19 protein-coding genes are annotated in these 25,284 nt (G+C 72.3%); 10 read left to right on the top strand and 9 right to left on the bottom strand.

The annotated features are described in order from the left end of the window. Positions 1 to 181: 181 nt before the first annotated feature. The 5 genes from AC07EG_RS24130 to AC07EG_RS24110 all read right to left on the bottom strand — a co-directional run bounded on the left by AC07EG_RS24130 (position 182) and on the right by AC07EG_RS24110 (position 3,806). Positions 182 to 667: a DUF6423 family protein gene (locus AC07EG_RS24130; protein ID WP_478255447.1), complete on the bottom strand. Its 486-nt coding sequence runs from the start codon at positions 665 to 667 to the stop codon at positions 182 to 184. Positions 668 to 931: 264 nt separating this feature from the next. Beyond that, positions 932 to 1,240 carry a DUF6235 family protein gene (locus AC07EG_RS24125; RefSeq protein ID WP_478255427.1) on the bottom strand — a complete coding sequence of 103 codons (309 nt, stop codon included), beginning with the start codon at positions 1,238 to 1,240 and terminating at the stop codon, positions 932 to 934. A gap of 155 nt (positions 1,241 to 1,395) precedes the next feature. Next, the gene (locus AC07EG_RS24120) at positions 1,396 to 1,854 is read right to left on the bottom strand and encodes a hypothetical protein (protein ID WP_478255426.1); all 459 of its coding nucleotides are present in this window, start codon (positions 1,852 to 1,854) and stop codon (positions 1,396 to 1,398) included. Between the two features lie 119 nt (positions 1,855 to 1,973). Next, complete coding sequence (locus AC07EG_RS24115) at positions 1,974 to 2,366, bottom strand: YchJ family protein (protein WP_478255425.1); 393 nt, start codon at positions 2,364 to 2,366, stop codon at positions 1,974 to 1,976. Between the two features lie 24 nt (positions 2,367 to 2,390). Further along, positions 2,391 to 3,806 carry a hypothetical protein gene (locus AC07EG_RS24110; protein ID WP_478255424.1) on the bottom strand — a complete coding sequence of 472 codons (1,416 nt, stop codon included), beginning with the start codon at positions 3,804 to 3,806 and terminating at the stop codon, positions 2,391 to 2,393. A gap of 45 nt (positions 3,807 to 3,851) precedes the next feature. On the opposite strand from AC07EG_RS24110, the gene AC07EG_RS24105 reads away from it, so the two are divergent. Then, positions 3,852 to 4,217: a PH domain-containing protein gene (locus AC07EG_RS24105; protein WP_478255423.1), complete on the top strand. Its 366-nt coding sequence runs from the start codon at positions 3,852 to 3,854 to the stop codon at positions 4,215 to 4,217. On the opposite strand, the gene AC07EG_RS24100 is transcribed toward AC07EG_RS24105, so the two are convergent. Beyond that, a complete protein-coding gene (locus AC07EG_RS24100; protein WP_478255422.1) occupies positions 4,207 to 7,128 on the bottom strand; it encodes an AfsR/SARP family transcriptional regulator in 2,922 nt (973 codons plus the stop codon). The genes AC07EG_RS24105 and AC07EG_RS24100 overlap by 11 nt on opposite strands. Before the next feature lie 78 nt (positions 7,129 to 7,206). Between AC07EG_RS24100 and AC07EG_RS24095 the strand changes: the two genes are divergently transcribed. From AC07EG_RS24095 to AC07EG_RS24055, 9 genes are all read left to right on the top strand, one after another. Next, entirely contained in the window at positions 7,207 to 7,959 is a 753-nt protein-coding gene (locus tag AC07EG_RS24095) for an SDR family oxidoreductase (RefSeq protein ID WP_478255421.1), read from the top strand. 1 nt (position 7,960) lies between these two features. Further along, positions 7,961 to 9,457 (top strand): MFS transporter, encoded by a 1,497-nt coding sequence (locus AC07EG_RS24090; RefSeq protein ID WP_478255420.1) that lies wholly within the window; start codon positions 7,961 to 7,963, stop codon positions 9,455 to 9,457. Between the two features lie 108 nt (positions 9,458 to 9,565). Then, positions 9,566 to 11,917 carry a class III lanthionine synthetase LanKC N-terminal domain-containing protein gene (locus AC07EG_RS24085; protein WP_478255419.1) on the top strand — a complete coding sequence of 784 codons (2,352 nt, stop codon included), beginning with the start codon at positions 9,566 to 9,568 and terminating at the stop codon, positions 11,915 to 11,917. An 83-nt stretch (positions 11,918 to 12,000) separates the two neighbouring features. Then, positions 12,001 to 12,195, top strand: coding sequence for a ferredoxin (locus tag AC07EG_RS24080; RefSeq protein ID WP_478255418.1), 195 nt, complete (start codon positions 12,001 to 12,003; stop codon positions 12,193 to 12,195). Then, entirely contained in the window at positions 12,192 to 13,388 is a 1,197-nt protein-coding gene (locus AC07EG_RS24075; protein ID WP_478255417.1) for an NAD(P)/FAD-dependent oxidoreductase, read from the top strand. Before AC07EG_RS24080 ends, AC07EG_RS24075 begins: the two co-directional genes overlap by 4 nt. Positions 13,389 to 13,505: 117 nt before the next feature. Further along, a complete protein-coding gene (locus AC07EG_RS24070) occupies positions 13,506 to 14,963 on the top strand; it encodes a PQQ-dependent sugar dehydrogenase (protein WP_478255416.1) in 1,458 nt (485 codons plus the stop codon). Further along, positions 14,956 to 15,888 carry a LamG-like jellyroll fold domain-containing protein gene (locus AC07EG_RS24065; protein ID WP_478255415.1) on the top strand — a complete coding sequence of 311 codons (933 nt, stop codon included), beginning with the start codon at positions 14,956 to 14,958 and terminating at the stop codon, positions 15,886 to 15,888. Before AC07EG_RS24070 ends, AC07EG_RS24065 begins: the two co-directional genes overlap by 8 nt. 156 nt (positions 15,889 to 16,044) lie before the next feature. Then, on the top strand, positions 16,045 to 18,705 hold the full coding sequence (locus AC07EG_RS24060) for an ATP-binding protein (protein WP_478255414.1): 2,661 nt from the start codon (positions 16,045 to 16,047) through the stop codon (positions 18,703 to 18,705). A gap of 25 nt (positions 18,706 to 18,730) precedes the next feature. Beyond that, positions 18,731 to 21,217, top strand: coding sequence for a DNA gyrase/topoisomerase IV subunit A (locus tag AC07EG_RS24055; protein WP_478255413.1), 2,487 nt, complete (start codon positions 18,731 to 18,733; stop codon positions 21,215 to 21,217). Positions 21,218 to 22,112: 895 nt separating this feature from the next. Here AC07EG_RS24055 and AC07EG_RS24050 read toward each other — a convergent pair. The 3 genes from AC07EG_RS24050 to AC07EG_RS24040 all read right to left on the bottom strand — a co-directional run bounded on the left by AC07EG_RS24050 (position 22,113) and on the right by AC07EG_RS24040 (position 25,280). Next, positions 22,113 to 22,931: a S1 family peptidase gene (locus tag AC07EG_RS24050; protein WP_478255412.1), complete on the bottom strand. Its 819-nt coding sequence runs from the start codon at positions 22,929 to 22,931 to the stop codon at positions 22,113 to 22,115. Between the two features lie 285 nt (positions 22,932 to 23,216). Then, positions 23,217 to 24,083 (bottom strand): LysR family transcriptional regulator, encoded by an 867-nt coding sequence (locus tag AC07EG_RS24045; protein ID WP_478255411.1) that lies wholly within the window; start codon positions 24,081 to 24,083, stop codon positions 23,217 to 23,219. 18 nt (positions 24,084 to 24,101) lie between these two features. After that, entirely contained in the window at positions 24,102 to 25,280 is a 1,179-nt protein-coding gene (locus AC07EG_RS24040) for an alpha/beta hydrolase (protein WP_478255410.1), read from the bottom strand. Positions 25,281 to 25,284: the final 4 nt, after the last annotated feature.

Genomic DNA, 25,284 nt, shown 5'->3' with positions numbered 1-25,284 from the left:
GCGGTGACCCTCATCGCCGTGGTCCTCCTCGGCATCGCCGGCTGACGGGCGCGGGGGGGGGGGGGGGGGGGCCCCCCCCCCCCCCCCCCCCCCCACCACCGAGAGCGGCGGTCAGCGGCCAGTCACGGCCGCGAGGGGAGTCCAGGAGGTGGGGCTCCGGGACGAAGACGGTCGACACTCGTCACCCGACGATGGTCACGGGCACGATCAGCTCGACGACCTGGCGCTGCGGCATGCCGTTGGTGATCAGGCCGTCGAGCGTCTCGGCCGACTTCTCGGCGCTGTCGGTGGCGATCGGGCTGTAGCGGGAGTACGCGTAGGCGGGGTTCGTGCCGCTGGTCTCCAACGTGTACACCTTCAGCACGGCTTCGCCGGGCCGGACCTCACCGTCGTAGAAGGTGACCCGCCGCTGGTCCGGGGTCATGAAGGTCTTCGAGAACTGGCGCGACATCAGCATGGTGTCGGCGTCGTTGACGATGGTGGAGTCCTCGTCGGTGGTGACCTGCATGGCCACCCAGGTCTTGTCGGTCAGGTTGGTCTCGGACTTGATGATCTGCCAGCGGCCCGGCTCCGGCAGGTTGACCGTGACCGAGACGTCGTGGTCGGTGGTGTCGATGGCGCCGGTGATCATCAGCACCCGGCGGGCGACGTCGGCCACGCCCGCCATTTGAATGTCACGCGCACGCACGCGGCCCGAAACATCGAGGCCGGGAAATTCGGGGTTTTCCGGTGATTCCATTTCGATTACTCCTCGCAATTCCCGGCGAAGAACGCCCCATTTATCAACCGAAACAGAGAGTTTCACATGGTCAGTGGGCTGTCAAGGAGTCGGTTATCGATGTGATTGGCCGTCACGCGGGAATGTGAAATCCTCATCCCGGACCAGGCCCGACTGGGCCATTCGGCCTATTGTCAAGGGGGCCGTTCCGGGCTAGGCCGCGGCGGGCGGTGCCGCCGGCGGCGAGTCGGGCAGCCCGGCCTCTTCCGGCGTGCCGATGAACACCACGCCGAACGAGTCGAAGTGGTGCAGCCTGATCTTGAGCACCAGCTTCGGCCGGACCCGGACGTAGAACTCCTCGGCCCGCTCGTCGTCGTCGATGATCTCGTAGGTGCGAAAGACCGAGCCGTCGAGCACGGTGAACAGCGCGGTGTACAGCGCGTTCCGCTCCGCCTGGCAGGCCTCGGCCGCCCAGTGCTCGATCACCCGGATCCCGGACCGCAGTCTGGCGCTCATGGTCATCTGGCCGGCCTCCTCCAACGGGCTCCAGCCGATGTTGGCCTCAACGCACCCGGAGCACAGCGGAGCACGCCCCGAAGCCACCCACTCCCGACCCCAACCGCGTGCACCCACCCATGGTGCACCGCCGGTGACGCGGAGTCTTCTTCGATCTTGCTTCAGCACATCCGGATCTCCACCGGCGGGCTGAACCGGGTGCGCTTGGACCAGCCCTGCTCCGCCCCGATGGACAGGATGAGGCTGCGGTCGGCAGGCGCCCAATAACCGATGCGCTGGAAATACGTTTCCATCGTGCACAGCTTTTCGCAGGTGCGTTTCTGGCTGATCAGATCCCAGCCCCATTGCCTGCCGCTGGCCTCCCCGCCGTTGCGGCGGACGAACATCCGCGGATTACCTATTTCGCGGTAGTAGGCGTGGCCGCCGACGATGCGCAGCCTGCCGTCGATGAGGTAGCTGTGGTTGTCGTTGTAGAGGCTGAGCAGGCCGGAGATCTCGAACTCCACGCTGCCGCCGTGCGGGCCGGTCAGCGTCCAGCGCAGGCGGAAGTCCTTGACGCCGTCGTCCTCCTCCGGCGCCGCGCTGCCCGCCGCGTTCTCCGGTGCCGTGCTCGACGACATGTCCGCCTCCCGTCCCACACCGTGGATGTCCGATTTTTACGGTATTGCCGCTGACCGGAAATCCATGGGGCGAGCCGGGGTGTTTCACCCGAAGAGGTAGTGACGAATTCTTTTCGCGTTTATCCGGGGCCGAGTGCGGCCAGGTACTGCCATTGGCCGCCTTCGCGGAGGAAACGGCTGTTCTCCCGGAGTTCCCCGTCCTGCCCGCGGAACCGGTACCGCGCCACGAATTCCACGGTGCCCTCGCGGTGCAGCAGCCCGCCGCCGGTGCGGCCGACGATCTCCAGCGAGGTCCACCGCTGCCCGGGGTCGAACTCGATCGACGGCGGCCGGGTGTCCGGGTGCCAGGTGCGCAGGAGGTAGTCCGCGTCCGCCACGGCGAAGGCGCTGAACCGCGACCGCATCAGCTGCTCGGCGGTGGCGGCGGTGGCCTCGCCGCGGTGGAGGCGGCCGCAGCAGGCGGCGTAGGGCTCACCCGTTCCGCAGGGGCAGGGGCGGGGCTTCGGCGACATGTCGTGATTGGACCACACCCGGAGCTACCAGTCGGGCCGGTCCTCGTCCTCCGGATCGGGCGGGTCGAGCACACCGAGCAACGCCCACCCCGCGTCGGTGTCCCCGGCTCGGGCGCGATCGGCCAGCTCACGGACCAGGCCCTTGCGCGCGAGCACTTCGGCGAGGTGCCGGGCCGCGCCGTCGCGCCCGGCGGCGGCCAGCGGACGGAGGTCGTCGTCGCGGTCCTGAGCGGCCAGCAACCACAGGTAGTACGCCCAAGCCCTGGCGCGCCCGGCCTCGGCGTGCGCGAGCAGTTCTTCCTCGTGACCGGCCAGCCGGAGCCGGTTGAGGAAGTCGGGGACCGCGCCCTCGTCGCCCGCCGCCACCCTGGCGCGGAGCGTGCCGAGGTCCGGTTCCGGCTCGGCGGTGGCCCGCCGGGCGCGCAGGTCCAGCTCGCGACGGGCCGCCTCGGACCCCGATTCGGCGTAGCGCCGCAGGTCCTCGTCCCGCTCCTGCTCGCGGAACAACCGGACCAGCATGGCGTCGGCGCGGCTCCACCCTTCGGCCGCCAGCGCCCGCAGGGCCTGCTCGTCACCCCGGCGGAAGAAGGTGCCGACGAAGTGGACCTCCGCCCACGGCTCACCCGCTTCGGCGTACGGCCGCAGTTCGCCGGTGAGCCCCCGCTTGCCCAGCAGATCGATCAGCTCGCGCTTCGCTCTGGCGTCCCCGGCGGCGGCGAACTCCCGCAACCCGGCCAGGTCCTCCCGCCGGGCCAGCTGCTCGACGAGCAGCCGTTGCGCTTCGCGGCTGGTGGGCACGCGGGCACGCAGTTCGCCGAGCCGTCCCCGTGCGGCGAGCAGCCGGTTGACGCGGGGGTGGTCGAACCGCGACAGCACCTCGATCGCCCGGTCCGGCTCGCCGTTCCGCTCGTGGTGGTCCGCCAGGTGCTCGGCCATCGTCACCGAACCCGCGCGGGTGCGGCGCTCGAGCTCGGCGACGTCGCCGCTGTCCAGCAGGTGCCGGGCGTAGGCGAACAGGCTCTGGCGATCGCCGGCGTCGGCGCGGTCACGCAGTTCAGCGAGCCTGCCGAGGGAGAGGAGCAGCCGGGGCAGGGCCACGGCGGCCTGCCGAAAGCCCGAGTCCGCGCGCTCTCGCAGCTCGTCGATGGCGGCGCGCTTCAGCAGCTCGTTCGCGAGCAGGTACTCCGGGTAGTCCTCACCGCGGTCGGCCGCGGCTCGGATGCCGGACAGGTCGCCGTCGAGCGCCCGGCGCGTGGCCAGCTGTTTCACCGCGTACGGATTGCCCGCCGCCTCAAGGGCGGGCAGTTCGCCGTCCCAGCCGAGCACACGGCCCAGCCGTTCGAGCCAGATCGCCGCGTCGGTGTCGCCGGCGTAGGCGTGCTCCCGGAGTTCCCCGAACGAACCGGAGACGATCAGCGAATTGATGGCGGCGCGGTCCACCCGCCCGACGGTACGGTGAAAGTCGAGCCGAGGAGGGGGATCGCCGTGGGCAAGCCGGTGTTCGACAAGCGGGGGCAGTACGAGCAGATCGTCAGCGGGCTGCTGGAGGGGGAGCAGGTGATCGCGGTCTACGACGCCATCGGGGCGGGCACCGGGTTCATCGGCATCACCGACCGGCGGGTGATCGTGCAGGACAAGTCGTTCGTCGGCAAGAAGACCGCGCTCGTCTCGCTGCCGTACTCGAAGATCACCAGCGTCGCCGTGGTGTCGAACAAGAGCTGGACCGGTGGTTTCTTCAGCACCAGCTCGATCGCGGTGACCGCGGGCGCCACCGTGCACGAGGTCGAGTTCCGCGGTGCCGACAAGGCCCACCACGCGCACAACGCCATCCTCTGGCACATCACCCGCTGAGCGCGGCCTCGATCCGGTCGACGTCCATCCGTTCCGCCGCGGGCAGCGGCGCCCCGACCGATGCACGCAGGGCAGCGGCGTCGGTGAGCAGCCGCCGGGCTCCGGCGTGGTCGCCGTTGAGCACCGCGGCGCCGGCCAGGCCCTCCCACGCGAGCGCGACCGCCCGCGGGTCGCCGATGCGCCGGGCGGCGGCCAGGCCGTCGGTGTGCCGGGCCAGCGCGGCGGCCGCGTCACCGCGTTGCTCGGCGATGAACCCGAGTTCGGCCAGCACCAGCGCGAGCCCCGGTTCCCCGTCGACCCGGCGCAGCCAGTCGACCCACCGGCGCAGGTGCCGTTCGGCGGTGTCCAGCCGCCCCTGCCGCCGGGCGCCGAGCGCGAGCCCGATCTCGGCGAACTCCTCGGCGACCACGTTGGACTGCCGCACGGCCAGCCGCAGCGCGCGCCGGTGGTAGTCCGCCGCCCGCGGGAAATCCCGTTCCAGCAACGCGATCCGGCCGAGGCCGGACAACCGGAAGCTGGCCTCGTCGAGCAGCCGGAGTTCCTCCGCCCGGCGGAGGCCCTCCTGGTGCAAGCGCTTCGCCCTCGGGTAGTCACCGGCGATCTCGGCCAGTTCGGCCAGGCTGTTGGTCGCCTTCAGCGTGCCCCAGCGATCACCGAGCTCCCGGAACAGCGCGTCGGCGGCTTCGGCGTCCCGCGCGGCTTCGGCCAGCTCGCCGTGGGCCCGGTGCAGGGTGGCGCGCAGGCTCAGCGCCGCCGCCGTGCCCCACCGGTCGCGGGCGGCGCGGAGGTCGGCGAGCGCCTGGTCGGTCAGCTTCGCCGTGGTCGGCAGGTCGCCGAACCCCCGGTGGGCGTAGGCGAGGAACCAGCGCAGCCGGGCGTCTCCGGTGCACTCGTCGAATTCGACGGCGTGCCCCAGCAGCAACCGGAACCCCGCCAGCCAGGCCGCAACCTCCTCGGTGGCCGCGGTGTGCTCGAAGGCCCGCACCGCTTCGGTCAGCCTGCCACGCAGGAACCAGTACCAGGCAAGGGAAACCGGCAGGGCCGGGTCCCGGTCGCCCGCGGTGTCCAGCGCGGCCCGCAGGTTCGCCGTTTCCGCGTCGAGCACTTCGAGCCAGTGCCGTTGCCCGTGCCCGCGCAGGTGCGGCTCGGCTCGCGCGGCCAGGTCGGTGTAGTATCGCCGGTGCCGCTCCCGGGCGTCCTCACCGGCCTCGGCCAGCCGCTCCAGCCCGTACGCCTTGACCGTCTCCAGCAACCGGTACCGCACCCCGGTCGCCGTCTCGGCCACCACGACCAGCGACCGGTCGACCAGCCGCGCGAGCGGGTCCAGCACGTCGAGCCCGGGCTCACCGCAGACGGCTTCGGCGGCCTCCAGCGTGCCGCCGTCCGCGAACACCGCCAGCCGTCGCAGCACCGCGCGTTCCGGCTCGGACAGCAGCTCCCAGCTCCAGTCGATCACCGCCCGCAACGTCTGCTGCCGGGCGGGTGCGTCCCGGCGGCCGGTGGTCAGCAGCCGGAACCGGTCGTCCAGCCGCGCCGCCAGCTCGGCCACCCCGAGCGCCCGCACCCGGGCCGCCGCCAGTTCCAGCGCCAGCGGGAGGCCGTCCAGCCGACGGCAGATGCGGCGGACCGCCGGCGCGTTGTCCCCGGTCAGCGTGAACCCGGGGGCGCGGGCGGTGAACAACCGCACGGCGGCGTCCTCGTCGAGCGGCGGCACCGGCCACAGCCGCTCCCCGGAGACGTCCAGTGGTTCCCGCGTGGTGGTCAGCACCCGGAGGCCGGGCGCCGCCCGCAGCAGCCGGGTGGTCAGCCCGGCCACCTCGCCGATGAGCTGCTCGCAGTTGTCGAACACCAGGAGCAAGCGTTTGCCCCGCAGCGCGGTGGCCAGCCTGCCCGCCGGGTCGACCGGCTCGCCGGAGACCGGTGGCAGGTCGGTGAGCCCCAGGGCGGCCGAGGTGGCCTCGGCGACCTCGGTGGCGCCCGCCAGCTCGACCAGCCACACCCCGTCCGGGAACGCCTGCCGCCGGGCCACCTCCACCGCGAGCCGGGTTTTGCCGACCCCGCCCGGCCCGGTGAGCGTGACCAGCCGCGACGCCGACAGCAGCGCACCCACCTCGGCCACCGCCCGCTCCCGCCCGACCAGTTCGGTCAGCGGCGCGGGCAGCGGATCGGGCGTCACCGACAGCAGCCGGTCCTGCCGCAGGATCGCCTGGTGCAACTCGGCCAGTTCGGGAGCGGGATCGAGACCGAGCTCTTCGGCGAGGCGGGCACGCAGGCCGGTGTAGGCGTCCAGGGCCTCGCTCTGCCGTCCGGCGCGGTGCAGCGCCCGCATCTGCAACGCCCGCAGCCGCTGCCGCAACGGGTGCTCGGCCACCAGCCCGGCCAGCTCACCGAGCACCGGTTCACCGAGGTCCAGCCGTACTTCGACGTGGTCCTCGACGGCCAGCAGGCGGGCTTCGGTGAGTTCGGCGATCACCGCTCCGGCGAACGGTTCGTCGAAATCGGCGAAGGCGGGCCCGCGCCACAACCCGAGCGCCTCCTCCAGCAGTTCCGCCCGCGCACGGAGGTCCGCGGTGCCGCGGGCGCGGGCGTGCAGGGCGCGGAACCGCTCGGCGTCGACCGACTCCGCCCGCAGCAGGTAACCCGGCGGCCGGGAGACGATCAGGTCCTTCGCCCCCGGCTCGGCCGCCGCCAGCGCCTGCCGCAGCCGGGAAACCTTGATCCGCAGCGCGCCCCCGGGGTCGGCCGGAAGGCGCTCGCCCCACAGCTCGTCCAGCACGGTGTCCCGCGGCACGACCCGTCCCCGGTGGACGAGCAGCAGGGCCAGCAGCGCCCGCACCTTCGCCTCGGGAACCGGCACCGGCTCCCCGCCGTCCGTCCACACCGCCAGCGGGCCCAGCACTCCGAAGCGCACGCCGACACGCTAACCGACACGGTTCCGACACGGCCGCCACGCAGGCTCGATCCCGTCCGACGAGAACGGGAGACGAACATGGTCAAGACCGCACTGGTCACCGGCGGCAGCAGGGGGATCGGCCGGGCCGTCGCGCGGCGGCTCGCCCGCGACGGCGCGGTGGTCGCCGTGCACTACGGCAGCGACGAGGCGGCGGCGAAGCAGACCGTCGCGCTGATCGAGGAAGACGGCGGGGTGGCGTTCACGCTGCGCGCCGAACTGGGCGTGCCCGGTGACGCCGAGGCGTTGTGGGCCGCCTTCGACGAGCGGATCGGGGAGTTCGCCGCGGACCGGGGGGTCGACGTCCTGGTGCTCAACGCCGGGATCGCCGCCGGCGGCCGCATCCACGAGGTGGACGAGGCGAGCTACGACCGGGTGTTCGCGGTCAACGTGAAGGCCCCGTTCTTCATCATCCAGCACGGCCTGGACCGGCTGCGCGACGGCGGTCGCATCGTGACCGTCTCGTCCGGCGTCACCAAGGTCGCCTTTCCCTCGATGACCGCCTACGCGGCCACGAAGGGCGCGCTGGAGGTGCTCACCTTCACCCTCGCCAAGGACCTCGGTGCCCGCGGCATCACCGTCAACGCGGTGGCCCCCGGCACCATCGAGACCGACATCCACCCGTGGATGGCCGATCCGGCGGCGAAGGCCGCGGCGGCCCGGTTCTCCGTGTTCGACCGCGTCGGCCAGCCCGGCGACGTCGCCGAGGTGGTCGGTTTCCTCGCCGCCGAGGAGAGCCGGTGGGTCACCGGCCAGGTGGTCGACGCCAGCGGTGGTTCGGGGCTCGGCTGAGATGACCGTGTCTACTGTGGATACCGCGGCCCGGAAGGCCGGGGCGCGGCAGTGGGCCGGGCTGGCCCTGCTGCTGCTCCCGGTCGCGCTGATGACGGCGGACCTCGGCGTGCTGTGGCTGGCCACCCCGCACCTGACCGCCGATCTCCGCCCGAGCGGCGGGCAACTGCTCTGGATCACCGACGTCTACGGCTTCCTGACCGCCGGTTTCCTGGTGGTCATGGGCACGCTCGGCGACCGGCTCGGCCGCCGCAGGCTGCTGCTGGCCGGCTCGGCGGGGTTCATCGCGGCTTCGCTGGTGGCCGCCTACGCGAACTCGCCGGAGGTGCTGATCGCCGCCCGCGCGGTGCTCGGGGTGGCGGGCGCGGCGGTGCTGCCGTCGACGTTGTCGCTGATCAGCCACATGTTCGCGGACCAGCGGCAGCGGGCGACGGCGATCGCCATGTGGGTCACCGCGCTCTCGGCCGGGGTGGCGCTCGGCCCGGTGGCCGGCGGGGTGCTGCTGGCGCACTTCTGGTGGGGCTCGGTGTTCCTGATGGGCGTGCCGGTCATGGTGCTCGCCCTCGTCGCGGCTCCGGTGCTGCTGCCGGAGTACCGCGATCCCGCCGCCGGGCGGCTCGACCCGCTGAGCGTGGTGTTGTTCCTGGCCGCCGTGCTGCCGGTGGTCTACGGCGTCAAGCGGCTCGCCGAGCACGGTCCGCAGTGGAGCGTGCTGGTGGCGGCCGGGATCGGGGCCGGGGCCGGGGTGCTCTTCGCCCGGCGGCAGCGGCGGTCCGCGGCGCCGCTGCTGGACCTGCGGTTGTTCACCGACCGCACCTTCGCCGCCACGCTGGTGGTGCTGCTGCTCGGGCTGATGGCGCTCAACGGCGTGGAATACCTGGTGCCGCAGTACCTGCAGTTCGTCACCGGGCTGTCGCCGCTGGCCACCGCCTTGTGGTTGCTGCCCGGTGCCGCCGGGCTGATCGCGGGTTCGCAGCTGACCCCGGTGCTCGCCGCGCGGATCCGCCCCGCCTTCGTGATCGCGGCGGGTCTCGGCACGGCGTTGCTCGGGCTGGCCTGGATGGCGGTGGCGTCCGGGGTGGTCACCGCGGCGCTCGGGCTCACCGTGGTGATGTTCGGCATCGCGCCGATCACCGTGCTCGGCACCGCGCTCGCGGTCGGCGCCGCCCCGCCGGAGAAGGCCGGTGCGGCGGCGGCCACCGGCCAGACCGCCTACGACCTCGGCCTGGCGCTGGGCATCGCGGTGACCGGGAGCGTGGCCGTGGCCGTCTACCGCGGTGAGTTCCCCGCCGCCGGCGCGGAAGCCACCATCGGCAGCGCCACCGCCACGGCCGCCACGCTCCCGCCGGGGGAAGCGGCCACCCTGCTCGACGCGGCCAGGTCCGCCTTCACCGACGCCTTCCAGGCCGCGGCGACGGTCAGCGCGGGCCTGGCGCTGGTGCTCGTCGTGGTGGTGCTGCGGGCACTCCGCCACGTCGGCCCGACCGGTTCCCGGTGACCGCGCGGGTCCCCGGTGTTATTCGTCAAGTGGTGGTTGGACCGTTCGGCGCCTGGCCACGGCAGGCCCGGTGTGCGGGAATTCCGGGGAAGGGGGTCGGCGCACCGCATGACAGACGAAGTACTCGACCGGCTCGGGCGGATCGCCGGCGGCCGACGGATCACGGTGCGCGGCGACCGGGCGGCGGTGGGCGGGCCGGGCACGCGGCTTCCGGCGCAGGGCTGGAAGATCCACGTCTCGGCCCGCCCGGTCACCCTCGGCCAGACCCTGGAACTGGTGCTGCCGGTGCTGCTCGCCGCCGACTGCGAGTTCTCCGTGGTGCGCTCGGCCGGGGTGCTGCGCGAGCTGAACGCCGGTGACCCGGCCACCGGGCACGCGCTGACCGTGCACGCCGAGGACGAGGTGGCCGTGCGCCTGGCGGGCGAGCTGGCCACCGCGCTCACCGGCCTGGCCGCGCCGGAGGTGACCGGTGCCCGCCGGTTCCGCCCGGACGCCCCGGTGTACTACCGGTTCGGCGCGTTCGCCCCGCAGTTCCGCGCGGACGAGTACGGCGAGTTCGAACCGGTGGTGCTCGGCCCCGGCGGGGAGGTGGTGCCGGAACGGGCCGGCTGCCCGCCGTGGGCCCGCGACCCGTTCCCGGCGGGCGAACCGGCCGAAACCGGCCGGATCGGCCGCTACCGCGTGGTTTCCGGACCGCACGGCGACGTCTACCGGGCGCTGGGGGTCTCCGGTGACCCCGTGGTGGTCAAGCGCGCTCGTGCTTTCGTCGGGGAGAACGACGAGGGCATCGACCTGCGCTGGCAGCTGCGCAACGAACGCCGGGTGCTGCAGGCGCTCGCCGGCGTCGACGGGGTGCCGGACCTGGTCGACCACTTCCGCGTCGACGAGGACGAATACCTCGTCACCGCCGACGCGGGCACCCGGACCCTCGCCGACGCGGGACCGGTGTGGCGCATCGGCCCGCTGGCGGCCCAGCTGGTCGCCCTGCTCGACCGGGTGCACGCGCGCGGGGTGGTCGTCCGCGACCTCTCGCCGAAGAACCTCGTGCTCGGCGACCGCGGCTGGACCCTGGTCGACTTCGGCATCAGCCGGTACGACGGTTACCAGCTGCCCGGCTGGACCCCCGGGTACAGCGTGCCCGGCCAGTGCGCCGACCGCGCGGCCGTGCCGGAGGACGACTACTTCTCCCTCGGCGCCACCCTGTGCTTCGCCGCCACCGGACTGGACCCGGTCACCGCCGACCCCGATCCGCGGCGCAACCTCGAGCGCACGCTGCTGGCCTACCACCGGGTCGAAGCGGGCGGGCTGGTGCCGCGGCTGCTCAGCCTCGACCCGGCGGAACGCGCCGCCGCGGTCGCCGACGTCCGCGCGGGCAGGCGCCGCCGTGCCCCCAAGCGATCCGGTGACCCGGTGCTCACCCCGGACCTGCTCGCCTCGGCGATCGAGTCCACCGTGGCGGAATGCGTCCGCCACGCCGAACGGCTGCTGGACGGCGAACCGGTGGCCACGAACGTCTACCGCGGCACCGCCGGACTCGGCATGGAACTGCTGCACCACCCCGGTGGCGTGGCGGCGGCACGGGAGCTGGCCCGCCGGACCGCCGAGCGCCCGCCACCGGCGGCGCCGCCGAACGGGCTGTTCTCCGGCCGCACCGGCACGGCGTTGTTCCTGGCCACCGCCGGCCTGTCCCAGCCGGTGCTCGACCTCGCGGCCACCGAAGCCGCCGACTACGTGCACGGCGTGGCCGGCATCGGCACCGGGCACCTGCTGATGCAGTCGGTGGCCGAGCACTCGGACAACTTCACCGTCGCCGACGAATGCGCCCGTCGCCTCCTGACCGGCAGCGGCACCGGGTGTGGTTACGCCCGCGGGCACGCCGGGATCGCCGCGTTCCTGCTCGCGCACCACCGCGCCACCGGTGATCCCGCCACCGGCGCCGCCGCCGCCGGGCTGTTCGAGCGGCTGCGGGCCGAGGTGGCCGAGCGGACGCCGGTGCTGCGCCGCCGCACCACCCCCGCGCACGCCGCCGACTGGTGGCGTGGCCTGGCCGGACTCGTCCCGCCGCTGCTGGCCGCCGCCAGGGCCTACGGCGACCCGGGGTACACCGACCTGGCCAAGGAGGGTGCGCGGGCCTGCCTCGGCGCGGCGCCACGCGTGCCGTCGGTGTCCCAGTGCCACGGCCTCGCGGGCATCGGCGACACCCTCGTCGACGTCGCGCTGGCCACCGGGGACGAGGAGTTCTGGGCCGCCGCCACCCGCGTCGCCGAACTGGTCCTGCTGCGCTCGGGTGGCGAATACGGGGCACCGCTGCTGCCCGGCGGCGGTGGCGGCTGGGCCTGCGGGGCCGCCGGGGTGCTCGGCTTCCTGCGCAGACTCCACGGCCGGGCGGGGGCCCGCCCGTGGAGCCCGGGGTGGGCGCCGCCCGCGGTGCCCACCCCGGGCCACCCCGAATCGCGATAGCGTGGGAGTCGAGCCGGACTCTGGGGAAGTCTCGACCCCGGGACGGGGACAATGGTCCGGCACCACGAGAACAGGAGGCGCCGATGAAGATCACGATCGACCGCGACCGCTGCTGTGGCGCGGGTCAGTGCGTGCTCGCCGCACCGGACGTGTTCGACCAGGACGACGACGAGGGCCTGGTCGTGGTGCTCAACGAGGCACCGGGCCCCGAGCACCACCAGGCGGTGCGCGAAGCGGCGTCGGTCTGCCCCACCGCCACGATCGAAGTCACCGAGTGAGCGTTGTCGTTGTCGGCGCTTCGGCGGCCGGCCTCGCCACCGCCGAAGGACTCCGCCGCAACGGCTACGAGGGCCCGCTGACCCTGGTGGGCGCGGAACCGGAGCTGCCGTACGACCGGCCGCCGCTGTCCAAGCAGGTGCTCACCGGGGCGTGGGAGACCGACCGGATCCGGCTGTGCCGACCGGACAAGGCCACCGAACTCGGGCTGGACCTGCGCCTGGGCACCCCCGCGGCCGCGCTGGACCCCGCCGTCCGGCGGGTGGTGCTGGCCGACGGCACCGAGTTGCCGTACGAGCAGCTGGTGCTGGCCACCGGTGTCAGCCCGCGTCCGCTGCCCGGTACCGAGGGGCTGCGTGGCCTGCGCACGCTGCGCACCCTGGACGACGCGCTCGCGCTGCGTGCCGACCTGACCCCCGGATCGCGACTGGTGGTGATCGGCGCCGGCTTCCTCGGCACCGAGATCGCCGCCGCCGCACGCGCGCTGGGTGCCGAGGTGTGGCTGGTCGAACCGGAACCCGTGCCGCTCGGCCTCGCCGTCGGTGCCGAGGTCGGCGGATTCATCGCCGGGCTGCACCGCGAGCACGGCGTGCACCTGCGCACCGGTCCCGGCGCGATGGTGCGCGACTTCAAGGCCAACGCCGGTGCGGTCGAGGCCGTGGTGCTCGACGACGGCACCGAACTGCCCTGCGACCTGGCCGTGGTGGCCATCGGCTCGGTACCGGCCACCGGCTGGCTGACCGGTTCCGGACTCGCCCTCGGTGACGGGATCCAGTGCGACGCCCGGTGCGCGGCCGCGCCCGGTGTGTACGCCGCCGGTGACGTCGCGTCGTGGTTCCACGAGGGCGCCGGGGCCCGGGTCCGGCTGGAGCACCGCACGAACGCCACCGAACAGGGTCTGTACGTGGCCAAGGCGCTGCTCGGCCAGGCCGAGGAACCCTTCACCCCGGTGCCCTACTTCTGGTCCGACCAGTACGACACCAAGCTCGTCGCCTTCGGCCTGCTGCGCGGGGCCGACGAGATCAGGGTGGTCGAGGGCGCGATCGCCGACGGCGAGTTCGTCGCGTTGTACCGCAAGGGCACCCGGCTGAGCGGGGTGCTCGGCGTGCGCCGCGCCAAGTCCGTGCGGCAGTGGCGGGTGCGCCTGACCGCCGGGTCCGGTTGGGACGAAGCGCTGGCTGACGGTCCTAAGTAGACCTGTCCGCAATCGGACAGCTCCTGGCCGGTTCCTTGCCCGGAGCGCCTCCCGCTGGGTAGTGTCAGCTCCCGCGAGCCTTTGAAAGCGCTTTCACGACGTCGTGGGAGGTAGCTGATGAGCGGAAGGTCCCGACCGGCGCGCTGGTTGCTCACCGCGTGCGCGGTGCTGCTGCTGGCGGTGCCGCCCGCACCCGCCGTGGCCGACGAACCGATCACCGACCCGTTCCCGGAGGACCCGGCACCGGCCGACTTCGGCCTGGTCCTCGAAGAACTGGTCCAGATGCCGAAGACCGAGCCGGTGCCGCCCACCCCCGACGACCGGATGAAGCGCCACGCGCGGATCAACTACGTCGGCGAGGTGCCAGACGGTTCCGGGCGGCTCTACGTGCCGGACCTCAACGGGCCGATGTACCTGCTCGAAGACGGCGTCCCGCACGTCTACCTGGACGTCGGCGCCACCTTCGAGCCGGACTTCTGGTCGCACCGCGGTCTCGGGAGCGGCTTCGGCTTCGTCGCCTTCGACCCGGGGTTCGCCGAGAACGGCCGCTTCTACACCACGCACACCGAGGCCGACGCCGCGCTGGTGAACAAACCGCCGGACCTCTGGCCGCAGCCGAAGACGATCATCCACAGCGTGGTCACCGAGTGGACCGCCGACGACCCGGCCGCCCCGGTTTTCTCCGGCACCAGACGGGAAATGCTGCGGATCGGCTTCATGAGCTACATCCACGCCATCCAGCAGATCGGCTTCAACCCGGCGGCGAAGCCGGGGGACGAGGACCACGGCCTGCTCTACCTGGCCGTCGGCGACGGCGGACGCGGCGTGAGCAGCGACGACCCGCAGAACCTCGCCGTGCCGCAGGGCAAGGTCCTGCGCATCGACCCCCGCGGCACCAACAGCCAGAACGGCGAGTACGGCATCCCGGCGTCGAACCCGTTCGCCGGCCGGCCCGGTGCGCTCGGCGAGATCTACGCCTACGGCTTCCGCGACCCGCACCGGTTCAGCTTCGACACCGGCGGCCGCAACCGGCTCTACGTCGGCAGCATCGGCGAGCACGAGATCGAGTCCATCTACGACGTGCGGGCCGGGGACAACCTCGGCTGGGGCGAACGCGAAGGCCCGTTCGTGTTCAAGCGGTCCGATAAGTGCAACCTCTACCCGCTGCCCGCCGACGACGCGAAGTACCGCTACACCTACCCCGTCGCCGCCTACGACCACGACCCGCCGCCGGGCCTGCCGTGCGGGGCCGACAGCGGGCACGCGGTGGCGGGCGGCTTCGTCTACCGGGGCGCGGCCATCCCGTTCCTGCAGGGCAAGTACCTGTTCGGCGACCTGGTGGACGGGCGCGTCTGGTACACCGAATCGGGCGAGATGCGGCACGGCGGCAAGAAACCGGCCACCATGCACCAGCTGCGGCTGTTCGACACCGCGGGCAACGAGAAGACGATGGCCGACTTCGCCGGGGACGACCGGATCGACCTGCGCTTCGGGGTGGACGGCTCGGCCGAGCTGTTCGTCCTGGCCAAGGCCAACGGCAAGATCTGGCGGATCACCGGGGTGAAGCATGTCTAGGCGGTGGGTGGCGGGCGCGCTGGTGGTGCTCGGCGGTGTGTCGCTGACCACGCCCGCGTCGGCGGCCGGCGAGTACGTGCTGCCGTCGCTCCAGCCGGACCTCGTGGCGTTCTACGACTTCGAGCACCCCGTGCCCGGCGATCCGGCACGCGAGCAGGACCGGGGCTTCTCCGGCACCACGCTGGACCTGGTCAACGGCGGCGCGCTGATGCGCACCGCGGGTGGTGCGCACCCGGCCAGCGCGACGCACCTGACCACCAAGCAGGTCGCCCCGGACACCGCGGGCAACGACGACTGGAAGGCCGGGGTCTACGCACCGACCGGGGTGCCCAGCCTGCGGGCGTTCAACGCGGTGAGCCAGACCACGGTGATGGGCTGGTTCCGCGCGTCGGCGGCCAACCCGGCACCCAACTCCGGCACCCCCGGCCCGGGGGACTTCTACAACGCCGTCGGCCTCGCCGGTGTGCTCTCCGGCACATCCGACGGGCACGGTGTGCGGGCCCTGCTCGAACTGATCCAGGTGAACGGCGAACTGAAGGTGGTCGCCCTCGGGCGACGACTCGACAGCGGAGCGTCACAGACCTTCGCCGCGAAGGAGGACTGGCGGCGCATCCTGCCCCCGGACGAGTGGGTCTTCCTGGCCGCGACCTTCGACTTCGGCACCGGTGAGCTGGCGCTCTACCGCAACGGCAGGCCGCTGCCGGGGTTCTACGTCACCCCCGGTGACCCCTGGCAGCTCGACGGCCCCGGCCCGCACCACAGCTCACCGACCGACCCCCGCGGCCTCAAGATCGGCGGCAGCTTCCCCCAGGACAACCGGGAGGCCAACCCCTGCGACTGCGGGTTCGACAGCCTGATGTTCCTCGACCGCGCGATCACCCGCTGGGAGGTGCTCGCGCAGTACCATCGCGCCGTGCGCGGGTGAGGCCGGTTTCCCCGGAACTGACGCGCGGGCACCCCGTGACCGAACATATGGTCGGGGGTGCCCGCTAGTCTCGAGTGGGGCGAGTCGCCGCCGCGTGCCGCCCCGCATGTCGAGATCAGGCGTGCCTCGCACGCCGTGAGCTGGGAGAACGACCTCGTGACTGCTTCTGCCGAGTCCCTGTACGGGGCGAACGACCTCACCCACCTGGAAGGTCTGGAAGCGGTCCGGAAGCGGCCCGGCATGTACATCGGGTCCACCGACAGCCGGGGCATCAACCACCTGCTCTCCGAGGTGGTGGACAACTCCACCGACGAGGGCGTGGCCGGGCACGCCACGAAGATCGTGGTCACCCTGCACGCCGACGGCAGCGTCCAGGTCGACGACGACGGCCGCGGCATCCCCACCGGCGTGCACGCCAAGTCCGGGCTGTCCGGGGTCGAGCTGGTGCTCACCCGGCTGCACGCGGGCGGCAAGTTCGGCGGGTCCGGCTACAAGACCTCCGGCGGCCTGCACGGGGTCGGCGCCTCCGCGGTGAACGCGCTCTCGCACCGGTTCGACGTGACCGTCAAGCAGGACGGCAAGGTGCACCACATGTCGTTCTCGCACGGGAAACCGGGCGCCTTCGACGGGCCGGGGCCGAAGGCCAAGTTCACCCCGCGCTCCGGCCTGCAGGTGGTCGGCAGGATGAAGCGCGGTGAGCGCACCGGCACCTCGATCCGCTACTGGTACGACTCGCGCTACTTCGAGAACGGCGCCGCGCTGGACACCCAGGCCGTGCGGATGAAGCTGCGCAACACCGCGTTCCTGGTGCCGGGTGTGACCTACGTGCTGCGCACCGCGGTGGACGACTCGATCAGCGAGGAGACCTTCCACTTCCCGGACGGCCTGCGCGACATGGTGGAATTCCTGGCCCCGGACAGCGAAAAGCCGGTGTCCGGCACGCTGCTGATCACCGGTGAGGGCACCTACCGCGAGAACGCCGCCGACGAGAACGGCGTGATGCAGTCCAAAGTGGAGCGCCGCGCCGAGGTGGAGGTGGCGCTGCGCTGGGGCACCGGTTACGAGCGCACGGTGGAGTGCTTCACCAACACCATCCGCAACGTGCACGGCGGCACCCACCGGCGCGGGTTCGACCGGGCCGCGGTGAAGGCGGTCAACGAGGCGGTGGCGAAGACGCGCGGGCTGCTCAAGCCCAAGGAGGACCCGCCGACCATCGAGGACGTGCTCGAGGGCATGACCGCGGTGATCCACGTGCGCATCCCGGAGCCGCAGTTCACCTCGCAGACCAAGGACGAACTGTCCACCGCGGGCATCACGAAGGTGATCCAGGGAGTGGTGGAACGCCACATCAAGGCCTGGACCGAGGACCGCCGCACCAAAACCGAAGCCAAGACGGTCCTGCAGAAGATCGTCGACGCCTCACGGGTGCGGCTGACCCAGAAGCAGCAGAAGGACGCGGCCCGCCGCAAAACCGCCCTCGAAGGCGCCGCGATGCCGCCGAAACTGGTCGACTGCCGCTCCACCGGCGTCTCCCGGGCCGAACTGTTCCTCGTGGAGGGCGACAGCGCCCTCGGCTGCTTCACCGGTGACACCATGGTGGCGCTCGCTTCCGGGCGGAGCCGCTCGTTCGCCGACCTCGCCGCGGACTGGGAACGGGGTGTCACGCACTTCGGCTACACCACGGACGAGGCGGGCCGCGTCGTGGTGGCCCCGCTGGTCGAGCCCCGGCTCACCAAGCGGAACGCGCCGCTGGTCCGGGTCACCCTGGACCACGGCGAGTCGGTGCGCTGCACCCCCGACCACCTGTTCCGCCTCCGCGACGGCTCGTACCGCCGGGCCGACGCACTGGCCGAGGGGGCTTCGCTGATGCCCCTGTACCGGTCGACCTCGGCCAAGTCCGCCGGCGACGAGCTGGACGGGTACGAGCGCGTGTGGATGAACGACCGCCCGGAATGGGTCTGCACCCACTACCTGGCCGACGCCCACCACTCCGGGCCCGGCCAGCGCCTCCTGGACGAATACCACGGCGGCGACCCCACCCGGCTGCGCGAAGCCGCGGAGTTGGTGAACCACCGCGTCGCCTCGGTCGAAGCGCTGGAGGAGACCGCCGACGTCTACGACCTCACCGTCGACGGCTACCACAACTTCGCGCTCGAAGCGGGCGTCTTCGTGCACAACAGCGCTCGAATGGCCAGGGTGTCCGAGTACCAGGCGCTGCTCCCGTTGCGCGGCAAGATCCTCAACGTGCAGAAGGCCAGTCTCGGCGACACGCTGAAGAACGCCGAAATCGCCTCCATCGTGCAGGTGCTCGGCGCCGGTACCGGCCGCACCTTCGACCTGTCCTCGATGCGCTACGGCCGGGTCATCCTGATGGCCGACGCCGATGTGGACGGTTCGCACATCCGCACCCTGCTGATCACCCTGTTCGCCAAGTACATGCGCCCGGTGATCGAGGACGGCAGGCTCTACGCCGCGATGCCGCCGCTGCACAAGGTGGTCACCAAGGGCCGCAACCCGGAGACCATCTTCACCTTCACCCAGCGGGAGATGGAGAGCACGGTGGCCAGGCTGGAGGCGGCGGGCAAGCAGGTCGTCACCCCGGTGCCGCGGTTCAAGGGCCTCGGCGAGATGGACGCCGACGAACTGTGGGAGACCACGATGAACCCGGCCACCCGCTCGGTCCGCCGGATCACCCTGGACGACGCCGAAGCCGCCGAAGCCGCGCTCGAACTGCTGATGGGCGAGAAGGTCGAACCGCGCCGCAACTGGCTCGTCGAGTCCTCGCACCGGGTCGACCAGGAAGCCATCGACGCGTAGCCAGCGTCGATCTACGAGGAGAGAAATGGCTCGCCGCAAGGGAACCACCACCAAGATCGACCCGTCGGCCTTCGACCGGGCGGGCGCGAACGTCTACGACAACTCGATCAAGACCGAGATCGAGGACTCGTACCTGGAGTACGCCTACTCGGTCATCCACTCGCGTGCCCTGCCCGACGCGCGCGACGGGTTGAAGCCGGTGCACCGCCGGATCCTGTTCTCGATGAACGAGAACGGCTACCGGCCAACGCACGCGTACGTGAAGTCCTCGCGCGTGGTCGGCGACGTGATGGGCAAGTACCACCCGCACGGCGACACCGCGATCTACGACGCGATGGTCCGCATGGCGCAGGACTTCTCGATGAACGTGCCGCTGGTCGACGGGCACGGCAACTTCGGCAGCCCGGACGACGGCCCGGCGGCGAGCCGGTACACCGAGGCCCGCATGTCGCGCGAGGCCATGCTGCTGGTCGGTGAGCTGGGCGAGGACACCGTCGACTTCCGGCCCAACTACGACGGTTCGCTGGCCGAGCCGTCGGTGCTGCCCGCCGCCTACCCGAACCTGCTGGTCAACGGCACCTCCGGGATCGCCGTCGGAATGGCGACGAACATGATCCCGCACAACATGTTCGAGGTGATCACCGCCGCGCGCTGGCTGATCAACCACCCGAACGCCACGCTGGACAAGCTGATGGAGTTCGTGCCCGGCCCCGACCTGCCCACCGGCGGGCTGCTGCTGGGGCTGGACGAGGTGCGCAAGGCCTACGAGACCGGCCGCGGGGTGGTGCGCATGCGCGCCAAGGTGGAGACCGGCCCGCTGGAGGGCAGCCGCGGCCGCCAGGCGATCACCGTCACCGAGCTGCCCTACGGCGTCGGCACCGAGCGGATCATCGAGAAGATCACCGACGAGGTCAACAAGTCCAAGCGGCTCACCGGCATCGCCGACGTCAAGGACCTGACCGACCGCGAGAACGGCACGCGGCTGGTGATCGAGTGCAAGGTCGGGGTGAACCCGCAGGCGCTGCTGGCCGACCTGTACCGGCTCACCCCGCTGGAGCAGTCGTTCGGCATCAACAACCTGGTGCTGGTCGACGGCCAGCCGCGCACGCTCGGGCTGAAGGCGCTGCTGGAGGTGTTCCTGGCGCACCGGTACGACGTGGTCACCCGGCGGACCAGGTACCGGCGCCGCAAGCGCGAGGAGCGGTTGCACCTGGTCGAGGGCCTGCTCAAGGCGCTGCTGAACATCGACAAGGTGATCCGGCTGATCCGGAACAGCGAGAACGCGCAGGAGGCCAAGGACGGCCTGATGAAGCAGTTCAAGCTGTCCGAAATCCAGGCGAGCTACATCCTGGACACCCCGCTGCGGCGGCTGACCAAGTACGACCGGCTGGAGCTGGAGGCCGAGCAGGATAAGCTGCGCGAGGAGATCGCGGAACTGACCCGCATCCTCGAGGACGAGTCCGTGCTGAAGAAGGTGGTCTCCACCGAGCTGGGCAAGATCGCGAAGGAGTTCTCCAGCGAGCGCCGCACCGCGTTGATCGACGGTGACCTCAAGGAGGTGCTGGCCGCGTCGAAGCCGGCCGGTCCGCTGGAGGTGGCCGACGACCCGTGCCAGGTGATCCTGTCCGCCACCGGCCTGGTGGCGCGCACCGCGGCCGAGTCGGAGGAGGTTTCGGAGGGGCGGCGGCGCAACGGCCGGGCCCGGCACGACGCGGTCGCCGCGGTGGTGCACTCCACCGCCCGCGGGCAGGTGCTGCTGGTGACCAGCCGCGGGCGGGCGTTCAAGACCGACGTGCTGCCGTTGCCGGTGCTGCCGGAGCAGGTCGGCACGGTGTCGCTGCGCGGTGGCATGGCGGCGAGCGAGCTGGTGCCGCTGGAGAAGGGCGAGCGGGTGATCGGCGTGGCGCCGCTGGGTGAGCAGGCCGCCGGGTCACCGGGGCTGGCGCTCGGCACGCGCAACGGCGTGGTGAAGGTGTGCGCGCCGGAGTGGCCGGTGCGGTCCGACGAGTTCGAGGTGATCTCGCTCAAGGACGGCGACGAGGTGGTCGGTGCCACGTGGCTGACCGACGGCACGGAGACGCTGGCGTTCCTCACGTCGCAGGCTTCGCTGCTGCGGTTCGCGGCTTCGCTGGTGCGGCCGCAGGGGTTGAAGAGCGGTGGCATGGCCGGCATCAACGTCGGCGCCGGTGGCCAGGTGGTCTTCTTCGGCGCGGTGCGCACGGACGACGGCGAGCACGGTGAGCCGATGGTGATCACGGCGACCGGGCAGAGCGTGAAGGTGACCCCGTTCCAGGAGTACCCGGCGAAGGGCCGGGCCACCGCGGGTGTGCGGGCGCACCGCTTCCTCAAGGGCGAAACGGGTCTGGTGGTCGGCTGGATCGGCCCGCGCCCCGCGGGCTCGTCACGCAGCGGCTCGCCCGTCGAACTCCCCGAGCCGGACCCGCGCCGAGACGGCTCCGGCGCCGCCCACCCCGGCCCGGACGTCGTCGGCCACCTGATCGAACGAGGCTGAGCTCGTGGGTGGGCCCGCCCGGGCGAGCCCACCCGCGAGCCTTGAACCGCGCACTCGCCCCGCCGAGTCGCACGTTCGCTGCGGCGGAACCCCCCGCTGAGCTACTCCGCCGCCGAGCCACCAGCTGGGTGCCGCGCGCCTGACAGCGGCGTGCCACCTGACGCGGCGTGCCGCCTGACAGCGGCCTCGCCGCGGCAGTAGTTCCGCCGCCGCCGGTAGGGCCCGCCGAAACAATGGGCCTGTCACAGCTGCGGGCCCGTCGCGGCAGTGGACCCGGCGCGGCAGTGGGTTTGCTGTGACGGTGGGGCTCGCCGTGACAGTGGGCCTGTCACAGCTGCGGGCCCGTTGCGGCAGTGGACCCGGCGCGGCAGTGGGTTTGCTGTGACGGTGGGGCTCGCCGTGACAGTGGGCCTGTCACAGCTGCGGGCCCGTCGCGGCAGTGGACCCGGCGGGACAGTGGGTTCGCCGTAACGGTGGGCTCGTCGCGACGGTGAGCTCGCCGTGACAGCGAGCCTGTCGCGGCAGTGGGCCCGTCGCGGCAGTGGCCTGCCGCGATAGCGAGCCCACCGGGACAGGAGGCCCGCCGGTACAGCGGGCCCGCCGAAACGTGGGGCCAGTCGCGACAGTGGGTTCGCCGTAACAGTGGGCTGGTCGCGACAGTGAGCGCGCCGCGACAGTAGCCCGCCGAAACAGCGGGCTCGCCGCAATAGCGGGCCCGGCGCGACAAAAGGTCCGCCGACAGAAGCGCGCCGTGGCCGGTAGGCCCGCCGAAACAGTGAGCCGCCCGGGTGGTGGGGCTCGCTCATCGGTGTGCTGCCGAAACCTGAGGAAGCAGAGGAATGAGCAAGGAAGTGGCTTCCGAGAATCCCGGAAGCCACTTCCCGCTCAGCAGAACCTAGAGGTTGTTCGCCGCCGTGGCGATGGCCGAGGCGAAGGTGCTCACCTCGGTGTAGACGCCCGGCTTCTTCGCCAGGGCGCAACCCTCGCCCCAGCTGACGATGCCGACCTGGATCCAGGCGTTGTTGTTGTCCCGCCGGAACATCGGGCCGCCCGAGTCACCCTGGCAGGTGTCGATGCCGCCGGTGGCCCACACGCCGGCGCAGATCTCGGCCGCGTCGATCAGGCCCGCGTAGCTGCCGCCCGCCGACTTGCACTGGGTGTCGCTGATGAACGGGACCTTCGCCTTCAGCAGGTACCGCTGCTGCGCCCCGCCCTGGGTGGCGGCGCCCCAGCCCGCCACGTCGAAGGTGCCGCTGTTGTATGAGGCGTTCGTCGCGATCGGCAGCAGCGGGATGTTGTTCACCGGCGACGCCAGCTTGATCAGGGCCCAGTCACCGCCGGTGGCGGTCGGGTAGGTGGGCGAGCGGTAGACGTAGGTGGACTTCACCTTGATGGCGCTGGAACTCTGCAGGTCCACCACACCGAGCGTCGCGGTGATGCTGGTGTTGGCGCCCGTCCGGCTGACGCAGTGCGCCGCGGTCAGCACCACGTTCGGCTTGTACAGTGCCCCGCCGCAGCCCATGGAGAGCCGCACCATCCACGGGAACTCACCCTGCGCGGCCTTGGTGCCGCCGACCACCGTCGGCTGCACGCCACCGTCCGGCGTCGGGGGCGTGGCCACCGCCGGCGCGGTGGCGAGGCCGAACGCCGTCGCGGCCCCGGCCAAGACGATCGCGGATTTTTTGAGCAGACTGGCCCACCTGCTGGTCTTCATCGGGCATTCCTTCCGGTGACCGCTGGAAGCGGGGAGGGGGAGGAGAAGTGTGTCCGATCGACTACAGCAGAATTGATTCCCCGGAAGTACCGACTTTCCGGTGGTTTTTTGCCGGTAACGCCCCGGTTGGGCTTTGTGGGTGACTCACCTGGCTGGAACACCTGGTCAGCCGGGCTTCAGGCGCGCTTCAGCGGCGTGTCTAGGATGCCGGGCCGGTGGGTTTCGCGCACGTTGAAACTGTGAAATCACGGTGGTTGACACCCCCGGTGAACATCATTCGCGCGCTTACCCGCAAGCCGCGGCGAGCGCCCGGATTCGGGTGGTTTCGCCCGAAGCGAGCCACACCAGGCCCCAGTGCACCTCGGGTGCGTGCCGGAACGGGACGAAGCGCAGCGACGGCCGGGCGAAGTGGTCGGCGGCGTGGGCGGCCAGCGGGCAGATGCCCGCGCCCGCCGCCACCGCGGACAGCAGTTCCTGGAAGGTGGCCACCGGTTCCCCGCGGCGCACGGGGTGCCCGCCCGGGGTGTGCCAGGGGTCGTCCTGCCAGTACGGGGCCGGCGGGTGCGCGGCCCGCAGCACGGTGTCGCGGGCGAGGTCGTCCAGGGTGACGAACTCCCGGCGCGCGAACGGGTGCCGCGCCGGGACCGCCAGCACCATGTGTTCGCTGTAGACGGTCGGCCCGGTGACCACGCCGGGTTCGTCGGCGGGGAGCAGGGTGATCAGCGCGTCCACCTCGCCGTCCCGCAGTTTGCCGAACAGGTCGGTGAAATCGGCCTCGCGGACGCGTACCTCGCAGCCGGGGTTCCCGCGGCGGAACTTGTCCAAGGTGGACGAGATGAGGTCGGCGACGCCGGGGGCCTCGAAGCCGAGGTTCAGCACGCCGGTGACCCCGCGACCGGCCTCCTTCGCCCGCGCCAGCCCCTCCTCGATGCGGCGGTACGCCGGGCGCAGGTCCTCGTGCAGCCGTGCGCCGATCGGCGTCAGGGCCACCCGGCGGCTGGTCCGCTCGAACAGCGGCGCGCCGAGCTGCCGCTCCGCCTTCCTGATCGACTGGCTGACCCGCGCCTGCGACACCCGCAACCGCTCGGCGGTGCGGCCGAAGTGCAGTTCCTCGGCCAGCGTCAGGAAGATCTCGATCTCACGCAGCTCCACGGGCCGACCATACGGAGGTCATCGGCCGAGCCCGCCGAGGGTGAGCCGGGCGGCGAGTACCTTCCCGAGCACCCGGCCCGGACCGCGGCGCGGCAGCGCGGCGAGCCTCGGCGCCAGCTCCGGCAGCCGCCGGTGCCCGCCGCCGACCACGATCCGCGCGGCGGTCAGCGCCGCCAGCCGGTGCGTGTCCAGGGTGCTGTGCCCGGTGTCCGCCAGCGGCACCAGCACCCCGTCCGGGGCCAGCGAAGCGATGCGGGCGGCGATCGAGCGCGGGGTGCGCAGGTCGTGGTCGCCGGAGAGCACGGCCACCGGCCAGTGGAACCGGCGCAGCGCGGTCCTCAGGTCGAACGGCTCCCCGCGGAACGGCGGGTACCGCGCGGCCAGGTCGCCGAAGTGGAGGTTGACGTCGAGCGGCAGGCCGTCCGGCGACGGCGCGAACCCGAGTTCGGCGAAGGCGATCGCGCCGACCAGGTCGAACTCCATCACGAACCGGTTCACCTTGGTGGTCTCCAACTCGCCGAGACCGTTGAGCCACCGCCACACGCGCTCACCGCGACCACTGGCCATCAACCGCAGCAGGCGCTCGACCTGCCGCGGGCCGCCGAACTCGTGCACCACCTGGAGCACCTGCCCGGTCTCCTCGGCGGGCACCACCCCGGCGGCGATCAGGTCGGCGAGCGGTCCGCCGGCGTACAGCGCGCGCAACGCGGCGCGCTGGGCCTCGTCGTCGTCGGCCGAGAGCATCGGCGAGTCGAGCACCATCGACTGCACCCTGGCCGGGTACCGCACCCCGAGCCCCTGCGCGAGGTAGCTGCCGTACGACGAGCCGTAGACCACCGCGCGCCGCACCCCGCAGTCGTCGAGCACGGCCACCAGGTCGTCGACCACCTGGTCCACGGTCAGCGCGGAGAACGGCAGGTCGGCGCCGTCGTCGTCGGTGCGCGACAGCCCGACGCCCCGGTGCTCCACCATCACCACGTCGAGCCCGCGGGCCGCGGCGCCCCGGCGCAGGTGGTGGTACGGCAGCACCGAGGCCAGCCCCGGCCCGCCGGGGAGGACCAGCAGGGGACAGGCGCCGGGCGGCCCGGCCCGCACGTAGTGCAGGTCGAACGAGCGCCCGTCACCGGCGGGGCGGCGCAACCGGTGCACCCCCGGCATGGCCGCGACCCGGGTGCGCAGGGCTTGCCCCTTGACCATCGCC

This window comes from Amycolatopsis sp. NPDC045836 (assembly GCF_056431745.1).
The sequence above is the reverse complement of the archived record's forward strand: the minus strand, read 5'-3'. Positions and strand labels throughout refer to the sequence as shown.

Excerpts from the sequence above, each read along its gene's own strand:
- AC07EG_RS24120 (WP_478255426.1), bottom strand. The coding sequence starts at position 1,854 with ATGTCGTCGAGCACGGCACCGGAGAACGCGGCGGGCAGCGCGGCGCCG.
- AC07EG_RS24070 (WP_478255416.1), top strand. The coding sequence starts at position 13,506 with ATGAGCGGAAGGTCCCGACCGGCGCGCTGGTTGCTCACCGCGTGCGCG.
- AC07EG_RS24130 (WP_478255447.1), bottom strand. The coding sequence starts at position 667 with ATGGCGGGCGTGGCCGACGTCGCCCGCCGGGTGCTGATGATCACCGGC.
- AC07EG_RS24095 (WP_478255421.1), top strand. The coding sequence starts at position 7,207 with ATGGTCAAGACCGCACTGGTCACCGGCGGCAGCAGGGGGATCGGCCGG.
- AC07EG_RS24115 (WP_478255425.1), bottom strand. The coding sequence starts at position 2,366 with ATGTCGCCGAAGCCCCGCCCCTGCCCCTGCGGAACGGGTGAGCCCTAC.
- AC07EG_RS24040 (WP_478255410.1), bottom strand. The coding sequence starts at position 25,280 with ATGGTCAAGGGGCAAGCCCTGCGCACCCGGGTCGCGGCCATGCCGGGG.
- AC07EG_RS24085 (WP_478255419.1), top strand. The coding sequence starts at position 9,566 with ATGACAGACGAAGTACTCGACCGGCTCGGGCGGATCGCCGGCGGCCGA.
- AC07EG_RS24125 (WP_478255427.1), bottom strand. The coding sequence starts at position 1,240 with ATGACCATGAGCGCCAGACTGCGGTCCGGGATCCGGGTGATCGAGCAC.
- AC07EG_RS24090 (WP_478255420.1), top strand. The coding sequence starts at position 7,961 with ATGACCGTGTCTACTGTGGATACCGCGGCCCGGAAGGCCGGGGCGCGG.
- AC07EG_RS24050 (WP_478255412.1), bottom strand. The coding sequence starts at position 22,931 with ATGAAGACCAGCAGGTGGGCCAGTCTGCTCAAAAAATCCGCGATCGTC.
- AC07EG_RS24055 (WP_478255413.1), top strand. The coding sequence starts at position 18,731 with ATGGCTCGCCGCAAGGGAACCACCACCAAGATCGACCCGTCGGCCTTC.
- AC07EG_RS24065 (WP_478255415.1), top strand. The coding sequence starts at position 14,956 with ATGTCTAGGCGGTGGGTGGCGGGCGCGCTGGTGGTGCTCGGCGGTGTG.
- AC07EG_RS24080 (WP_478255418.1), top strand. The coding sequence starts at position 12,001 with ATGAAGATCACGATCGACCGCGACCGCTGCTGTGGCGCGGGTCAGTGC.